Annotated in this window: 6 protein-coding genes; all 6 read right to left on the bottom strand. The window is 60.2% G+C overall.

The genetic code is table 11. The features are described from left to right. Positions 1 to 3,619, bottom strand: a 3,619-nt coding sequence (locus B3V69_RS00030) for a glutamate synthase-related protein (RefSeq protein ID WP_296442623.1), incomplete at its 3' end; no start/stop codon positions are given. Positions 3,620 to 3,816: 197 nt separating this feature from the next. Next, the gene (locus tag B3V69_RS00025) at positions 3,817 to 4,509 is read right to left on the bottom strand and encodes a transposase (RefSeq protein WP_296442622.1); all 693 of its coding nucleotides are present in this window, start codon (positions 4,507 to 4,509) and stop codon (positions 3,817 to 3,819) included. Positions 4,510 to 4,569: 60 nt separating this feature from the next. Further along, positions 4,570 to 5,553: a class I SAM-dependent methyltransferase gene (locus B3V69_RS00020; RefSeq protein ID WP_296442620.1), complete on the bottom strand. Its 984-nt coding sequence runs from the start codon at positions 5,551 to 5,553 to the stop codon at positions 4,570 to 4,572. Then, positions 5,550 to 6,167: a DUF1415 domain-containing protein gene (locus B3V69_RS00015; protein WP_296442618.1), complete on the bottom strand. Its 618-nt coding sequence runs from the start codon at positions 6,165 to 6,167 to the stop codon at positions 5,550 to 5,552. The genes B3V69_RS00020 and B3V69_RS00015 overlap by 4 nt, the downstream gene beginning before the upstream one ends. 148 nt (positions 6,168 to 6,315) lie before the next feature. Next, positions 6,316 to 7,491 carry a deoxyguanosinetriphosphate triphosphohydrolase gene (locus B3V69_RS00010; protein ID WP_296442616.1) on the bottom strand — a complete coding sequence of 392 codons (1,176 nt, stop codon included), beginning with the start codon at positions 7,489 to 7,491 and terminating at the stop codon, positions 6,316 to 6,318. A gap of 66 nt (positions 7,492 to 7,557) precedes the next feature. Beyond that, positions 7,558 to 7,992: 3-dehydroquinate synthase family protein (locus B3V69_RS00005; RefSeq protein ID WP_422662604.1), on the bottom strand; the 435-nt coding region annotated here is incomplete at its 5' end.

Raw genomic sequence — 7,992 nt, 5'->3', positions numbered from 1 at the left:
CTTGCGTGGCCACGCCGACCGGACAGGTGTTGAGGTGGCATTTGCGCATCATGACGCAGCCTTCCACCACCAGCGGCGCGGTGGCAAAGCCGAATTCATCGGCGCCCAGCAGCGCGCCGATGGCGACATCACGGCCGGTTTTCATCTGGCCGTCGGCCTGCACGCGAATGCGGCTGCGCAAACGGTTCAGCACCAGCGTTTGCTGGGTTTCGGCCAGACCAATTTCCCACGGGCTGCCCGCATGCTTGATGGACGACCAGGGCGAGGCCCCGGTACCACCGTCATGGCCGGCAATCACCACATGGTCGCTCTTGCACTTGGCGACACCGGCGGCGATGGTGCCGACGCCGATTTCGGACACCAGCTTGACGCTGATGCTGGCATGCGGCGCCACATTTTTCAGGTCGTGAATCAGTTGCGCCAGGTCTTCAATCGAATAAATATCGTGGTGCGGCGGCGGCGAAATCAGGCCAACACCGGGCACCGAGTGGCGCAAGCGGCCAATGTATTCGGACACCTTGCCGCCCGGCAGCTGGCCCCCTTCGCCGGGCTTGGCGCCCTGGGCCATCTTGATCTGGATCTGGTCGGCACTGTTCAGGTACTCGGCCGTCACGCCAAAGCGGCCCGACGCCACCTGCTTGATGCGTGAGCGCAGGGAGTCGGTCGGGTTGAGGGGAATGTCCACCTCCACCACATCGTGGCCGATGATGTCGGCCATGGTCTGGCCTTGTTTGATCGGGATGCCCTTGAGCTCCTGGCGGTAACGCGCCGGGTCTTCGCCGCCCTCGCCGGTGTTGCTCTTGCCGCCAATGCGGTTCATGGCAACGGCCAGCGTGGCATGGGCTTCCGTCGAGATGGAGCCCAGGGACATAGCGCCGGTGGCAAAGCGCTTAACGATTTCCTTGGCCGACTCGACTGCTTCCAGCGGAATCGCCTTGGCCGGATCAATCTTGAACTCAAACAGACCGCGCAGCGTCATGTGGCGCTTGCTCTGGTCATTGATGAGCTGAGCGTACTCTTTGTAGCTATTCCAGTTGTTGGAGCGCGTGCTGTGTTGCAGCTTGGCGATGACGTCGGGTGTCCACATGTGCTCTTCACCGCGGGTACGCCAGGCGTACTCACCGCCGGCATCGAGCATGGTGGCCAGCACCGGGTCGTCGCTGAAGGCCGCCTTGTGCATGCGAATGGCTTCTTGCGCAATCTCGAACACGCCGATGCCTTCGACCCGGCTGGGCGTGCCGGTGAAGTACTTGTCGATCGTGTCGCTACTCAGGCCGATGGCCTCGAACAGCTGGGCGCCGCAGTAACTCATATAGGTCGACACGCCCATCTTGGACATGATCTTGGACAAGCCCTTGCCGACGGCCTTGACGTAGTTGTAGATCGCCTGGTCGGCGCTCAGTTTTCCAGGCAATTGCTGGTGCATGCTGGCCAGCGTTTCCATCGCCAGGTAGGGATGCACGGCTTCGGCACCATAGCCCGCCAATACCCCGAAATGATGCACTTCACGCGCGCTACCGGTCTCCACCACCAGGCCGGCCGTGGTGCGCAGACCTTCGCGCACCAGATGCTGGTGGATCGCGCTTAGGGCCAACAGCGCCGGGATGGCGACGTGGGTCGCGCACACGGTACGGTCACTGACGATGAGAATGTTCTTACCGCCCTTGATGGCATCCACCGCCTCGGCGCAGAGCGAGGCCAGCTTGGCTTCCACGCCTTCGTGGCCCCAATCCAGCGGGTAGGTGATGTCCAGTGTGTAGCTGCGGAACTTGCCTTGGGTTTGCTTTTCGATGTCGCGCAGCTTGGCCATGTCGGCAAAGTTCAGCACCGGCTGGCTCACCTCCAGGCGCATCGGCGGGTTGACATGGTTGATGTCCAGCAAATTGGGCTTGGGACCGACAAAAGACACCAGCGACATCACGATCGACTCGCGGATCGGGTCGATCGGCGGATTGGTCACCTGCGCAAACAACTGCTTGAAGTAGTTGTACAGCGGCTTGTTTTTGTCGCTTAAAACAGCGAGCGGGCTGTCGTTGCCCATGGAGCCGGTGCCTTCCTCGCCATTGACGGCCATCGGTGACATCAAGAACTTGAGGTCTTCCTGGGTATAGCCAAAGGCTTGCTGACGATCCAGCAGCGCGAGCGACTCCATCAGGCCCGAGCTGGACGACAAGCTGGTGCTGGCTTCGTCCGACCCCATGGTCATGCCATCGGTCGGCCCAGTCTGCACCGAGGAGGCATGCACGTCATCGAGCCGGATGCGCAGGTTCTCGATCCACTGCTTGTAGGGCTTGCTGTTGGCCAAGGTGGCCTTGATTTCCTCGTCGTCGATCATGCGGCCCTGCTCCAGATCGATCAGGAACATCTTGCCGGGCTGCAAGCGCCATTTGCGCACGATTTTGTTCTCCGGCACGGGCAGCACGCCCGACTCGGAGCCCATGATCACCAGATCGTCATCGGTGATGCAGTAGCGCGAGGGCCGCAGGCCATTGCGGTCCAGCGTGGCGCCAATCTGGCGGCCGTCGGTGAACACGATACTGGCCGGACCGTCCCAGGGCTCCAGCATGGCGGCGTGGTATTCGTAAAAGGCCCGGCGGCGCTCGTCCATGGTGGTGTGCTGTTCCCAGGGCTCGGGAATCATCATCATCACGGCCTGGCTGATGGGGTAGCCGGCCATGGTCAGCAACTCCAGGCAGTTGTCAAAGGTGGCGGTGTCGGACTGGCCGGCAAAGCTGATCGGATACAGCTTCTGCAGGTCCTCGCCGAGCACGGGGGAGGACATCACGCCCTCTCTGGCCTTCATCCAGTTGTAGTTGCCCTTGACGGTGTTGATCTCGCCGTTATGCGCCACGTAGCGATACGGGTGGGCCAATGGCCACTCAGGAAAGGTGTTGGTGGAGAAACGCTGGTGCACCAGACCGAGCGCCGAGACGCAACGCACGTCTTGCAGGTCACGAAAATAAACCCCCACCTGATCGGCCAGCAGCAAGCCTTTGTAGACCACGGTGCGGCTGGACATGCTGGGCACGTAATACTCTTTGCTGTGCTTGAGCTTGAGCGCCTGGATGTGGGCGCTCGCTGTCTTGCGGATCACATAGAGCTTGCGCTCCAGCGCGTCCTGCACGATCACGTCGTTGCCACGGCCAATGAAGACCTGGCGCAGGATAGGCTCTTTTTTTCGCACATTGGGCGACATCGGCATGTCGCGGTTGATCGGCACATCGCGCCAGCCCAGCAGCACTTGGCCCTCGGCCTTGATGGCACGTTCCATCTCCTGCTCGCAAGCCAGGCGCGAGGCGTGCTCTTTGGGCAAAAAGATCATGCCCACCCCATATTCGCCCGGTGCCGGCAAGGTCACGCCTTGCGCTGACATTTCTTCACGGTACAGCGCGTCGGGCAGCTGAATCAAAATGCCCGCGCCGTCGCCCATCAGCTTGTCGGCCCCGACGGCGCCCCGATGGTCCAGGTTTTCAAGAATCTTGAGCGCGTTCTTGACGATGTCGTGCGATTTGGTGCCCTTGATGTGGGCCACAAAACCCACGCCACAAGCGTCATGCTCGTTCTCGCTGGAATACAAGCCGTTGTTCTGAAGATGTTTGATTTCGGCAGCCGTCGTCATGGCGCACTCCTAAAAAATTGCACTGGGGTGAGGAGAATACTGCAACGCAACAAAAGTGCCAAGCATAATAATTGGGGTCAGATTCCAATTAGTTATCCAATTTCCTTATCAAAAAATAATTGGGGACACATAAAAATTGATAGCTTGTAAGTCAATACCCACGAGGGCTATAGTCCTATTTAACCCTTACTCCGTGCTTATTTCTTGACCGAAACCGGCCGTCCGGCACTGCCTTTGACCACGCGGCGTTGCGTTCTTTTTTGCAGATCGGCCACAAAATCCGGGTCGCCCAGCGCCCAGCCCCGCAAAGCCGAGTCCGTCAGAGCAGCCTGCTGCACCGAACTGATGTCGGACTGCACCAATTCCGCATACGCCGCCTCGCGCGCAAACGGCGTGTTGCCCAGCGCCCAAAACAGCGCGTGCGGGGTGATGAGTTTGTCGATGTGCTGCCCGGTGTAGTGCCCGTGGCTGGACCAGGGATAGTCCCGTGCGTGAGGCACCAGAGCGGCGCGCACCGGATTGAGGTCGATATAGGCCATGCAGGCCAGCAGATAGCGGTCCGTCTGGATCAGGGTGGACTTGTAGCGCCCTTCCCACAAGGTGCCGCTGCGCTTTTGCGCATCATTGAAATAGCGCACATAGCGCCGACCTACCGCCTGCATCATCTGCGGCAAGCCCTCCGCAGTCTGGGGCGTGGCCAGCAGATGGAAGTGGTTGCTCATCAACACATAGGCATGAATGGCAACGCCGAACTTGCGGGCGTTTTCATCCAGCAGATCGAGCAGCATCTGGTAGTCGGCCGCCGACGCAAAAATGGCCTGCCGGTTATTGCCGCGCTGGATCACGTGATGCGGGTAGCCGGGTAGCGTGAGGCGTGGTAGACGGGCCATGGGAGTCCAGATCGAGAGATGGCATCATCTTAATTGGAATCTGACCCCGATTTTTATGCGTCAGGCTTGGGACTCCTGGTCGACGTCAGGGTCTGCGGGCAAGGCAAAGCGGGTATTCAACAGCGCAGTCAGTCCGAACTCCTGCAACAGGGCGCGCAGGCGCTGCGCGGCCGCACGCTTGGGCTGACCGCTGCGACGGGCGATGATGAGTTCGTTCTTCATGCTGTGCTCCCAACCCACCAGTTCGGTCACCGTCACCTGATAGCCCGACGCTTCCAAGTACAGGCAACGCAACACATTGGTGATCTGGCTCCCCATCTCTCGCGTATGCAGGGGATGGCGCCACAGTTCGGCGAGCGGCGTACGCGACAGCGAGAGTGCTTTGTGCTGACCCAGGGCGCGCGCCACTTCGGCTTGGCAACAGGGCACCAACACCATGAATTGGGCGTGTTTTTGCAGACCAAAGGCAATGGCGTCATCGGTGGCGGTGTCGCAGGCGTGCAGCGCGGTGACCACGTCGATGCGCTCGGGCAGTTCGTCAGCGTTAACGGACTCGGCCACGCTCAGGTTCAAGAACGACATGCGGTCGAAGCCGAGCTTGGCGGCCAGTTCGCGCGATTTTTGGACCAGTTCCGGGCGGGTTTCAATGCCGTAAATGTGGCCGGCCTTTTTTTCCTTGAAAAACAGGTCATAGATGATGAAGCCCAAGTACGACTTGCCCGCGCCGTGGTCAGCCAGCGTGATGCCGCCTGCTTTATCGCCCAGTTTGCCGCCCTCCTTCTCGGGCAACTCCAGCAGCAGCTTCTCGATGAACTGGAACAGGTGGTAGACCTGCTTGAGTTTGCGTCGCGAGTCCTGGTTCAGCTTGCCGTCGCGCGTCAGGATATGCAGCTCTTTGAGCAGCTCAACGGACTGGCCCGGTCGGATTTCAGGCGCGATGACCCCGGACGCTGGCGCAGCAGCTTGCGCTTGGCCTTGCCGCAGGGGTTGAGCCGAGGCTTGCGAAGCACCGTAGGCCTGGCGATCAGTTTTTTTGGTTTTCATCGTTCAATGTTGCCTGGCACGGTAGCGGGTGCTGCGCCATCCGGTGAGTCATGCGGGCATCCCGGCGAGCACCCTACCCCGAGCGCCGCCCACCCCTCAAGCCCGAGCCGCTCCATGGTTTGCATATTCTTCTCGAAAATGGTCTCCGCCTCTGGAAAGGCTTCCACGGCACGGTCAATACTTTCTTCGCGCAGCAGGTGCAAGGTGGGATACGGCGAGCGGTTGGTGTAATTGGTGATGTCGTCCGCCCTGGTACCGGCAAACTGGTAGTCCGGATGCAAATTGGCGATTTGCAGCACGCCATCGAGCTCCAGATCGAGCAAGGCCTGGTCAGCGTCGGCCAGAAAATCATTGAAATCGAGAAAATCCGCCAGACAGTCAGGCGCTATCAAAAGCGTAGTGTCACGTGCAGCCGGATCAAGGGCTAGAAGCTCTTTTAGCTCAACGATGAGATCTTTCAGCAGCTCCTGCGCGCTCTGCGCGCGGCTCACCGCGTAGTGGATTTGCCCCTTCACGTGCACGCTCTTGGCAAACGGGCACAGGTTCAAACCGATCACCGCACGCTCCAGCCAGACGCGTGTGTCTTCAATGGCCACTTGCGACGACACAGTCATTTTGCTCACGCCTTTAAACAAAGTTACTGGCTTGCGATTTAAGTTGATTGAGAAAACTCACGACGATTCCCTGGTGCACTTGTTGGTTTGCCCAATTTTAACGAGGCGTCAAACCCGGACTGCGGCAGCGTGTTGCCCAAGGCCTCGTTCACGACAACAAGCGCTGGCCGGTGAGTCGCTCATGCTCACGTCCGGCAAAACGGTCGGTCATGCCCGCAATGTAGTCAGCGACCACGCGGGCCGAGATGCTGGCCTCATCGCGTGCGTCGCGCGCCGCATCGGAGCGCGCCAGAAAGCCACTCTGCATTTCCTGCGGGCTCGCGAGATAAGCGGCAAAAAGCTCGCGCACCACCTTTTTTGCCTGCCCCGTGGTGTGCGTGACTTGGGGGTGTCGGTACAAGCGGTGCAACAGGAATTTTTTGAGTACCTGCGATTTAAACCGCATGCCTTCCCCGAACTGCAGCAAAGGGCTCATCTGGCGCACCGCCTCCACACTGTCGGGCCTGGCCGCTTTCAGCGCTGAAGTGGTCGCGGCAATCACGTCATACACCTGCGCACTGAGCATGCGGCGAATGACCTCGAAAAGCAGGCGACGACCCTGTGTTTTGTCCTGCAAGTGCGGATAGTCGGCGAGTGTTTGGCGCCTGAAATCATCGAACAAGGCCACCTCCTGGAGCTGCTCCAGCGTGATCAAGCCGGACCGCACGCCATCGTCAATGTCATGCGCGTTATAGGCAATTTCATCGGCCAGGTTGCACAGCTGCGCCTCCAGGCTGGGTTGCGTGTGGTCCAGGAAGCGCCGACCGACGCCACCCGGCTCGGCCTGCTCCAGTGCTAGTGCATGAATGCGGGAACAGTGCTTGAGAATGCCTTCGCGCGTCTCGAAGGTGAGGTTCAAGCCGTCAAACTGCGGGTAGCGCTCTTCGAGTTGATCGACGACGCGCAAGCTTTGCAAGTTGTGCTCGAAGCCACCAAACGCGGCCATGCAGTCGTTGAGCGCATCCTGCCCAGCGTGGCCAAACGGCGTGTGGCCCAGGTCGTGCGCCAGCGCAATCGCCTCGACCAAGTCTTCATTGAGCGAGAGCGAACGGGCGATGGAGCGCCCCAGCTGCGCCACCTCCAGCGAATGAGTGAGGCGCGTGCGAAACAGGTCACCTTCGTGGTTGAGGAACACCTGCGTTTTGTACACCAGGCGACGAAACGCCGTGCAATGAACGATACGGTCGCGGTCGCGCTGGTACTCGGTGCGCGTAGGCGCGGGCTCTTGTGGATAACGACGACCCCGCGACAGCGCGGGATCGCAGGCATAGGCAGCAAGCGTCATGTTTATATCTAATCAGGCTCTATCCCGCGTAATGTATGCGTATATAGCTATTATTTAAATAGCAATTCAATCGCAACACAGATCAATCACCTCGCGCACCAGCGCATCCGGCGCGCTGCGCACGGATGCACTGGCGGGTCCATCAATCACGACGAATCTGATTTCGCCACCTTCCGCCTTCTTGTCAACGCGCATGAGCTCCAGGTAGCGTCCGGCGTTGTCGGTCTCGGACAGGCGCGGCCCGGTCACCGGCAGGCCCGCCTTTTGAATCAGCGTGGTCAGACGCTTAACCAAAGCCGCATCTACCAGCCCGAGGCGATGCGACAAGTGCGCCGCCATCACCATGCCGCAGCCCACCGCCTCGCCGTGCAGCCACTGGCCGTAACCCAGACCGGCCTCGATCGCGTGGCCAAAGGTGTGGCCAAAGTTGAGGATGGCGCGCAGCCCCGCTTCGCGCTCGTCCTGCCCCACCACCCAAGCCTTGATTTCGCAGCTGCGCTT

It is taken from the genome of Rhodoferax sp. UBA5149 (assembly GCF_002413825.1).
Classification (GTDB): domain Bacteria; phylum Pseudomonadota; class Gammaproteobacteria; order Burkholderiales; family Burkholderiaceae_C; genus Rhodoferax.
The sequence above is the reverse complement of the archived record's forward strand: the minus strand, read 5'-3'. Positions and strand labels throughout refer to the sequence as shown.